This is a genomic window from Salinimicrobium oceani (genome assembly GCF_012037645.1).
In genome coordinates this window covers 1-456 of the sequence record NZ_JAAVJR010000612.1, presented here as the reverse complement: position 1 = coordinate 456, position 456 = coordinate 1, and the positions used below count along the sequence as shown (strand labels likewise).

Genomic DNA, 456 nt, shown 5'->3' with positions numbered 1-456 from the left:
AGATTTAATAGTTTCTACCACAAGATCTTCCAGCACTTCAGCAAGGCCTAATTGATCGTCATCCAATGCTTTTTGCTGTACCAGCCGGGCAGCTCTCTCGGGGTGTAGCAACAGGGACAAAGTCATATCTGCCGAGGTAGCAGCTGCTCCCAAAGCATCAAAAGCTACACCCGTATTACTTCTAAAAGATTCCCTGGACCTTGAATAGCCAAATGCCCGGGGAGGAAAAAGACTCAATTTTTCTTTGGGAATGGCAATCTCTTCGGCATCAAGAGTTCTAAGCAGAACATCCAGCGCCTGCTCCTGAACATCTTCATCCAGGCTTTCCACAACAGTTTCTTCCGTTCCCTTTACAGCATAGGAATAATCGAGCCCTCCGATATACTTTACAGCGGCTTCAGTTTGATAGCGATGGAAGAAATACAAAGGTACAAATACATCTTCCAATACAGAATA

At 45.0% G+C, this 456-nt stretch carries 1 protein-coding gene; it reads right to left on the bottom strand.

The genetic code is table 11. The features are described from left to right. The coding region (locus HC175_RS18525) for a zinc-dependent metalloprotease (RefSeq protein ID WP_209310089.1) at nucleotides 1-456 on the bottom strand (456 nt) is incomplete at both ends.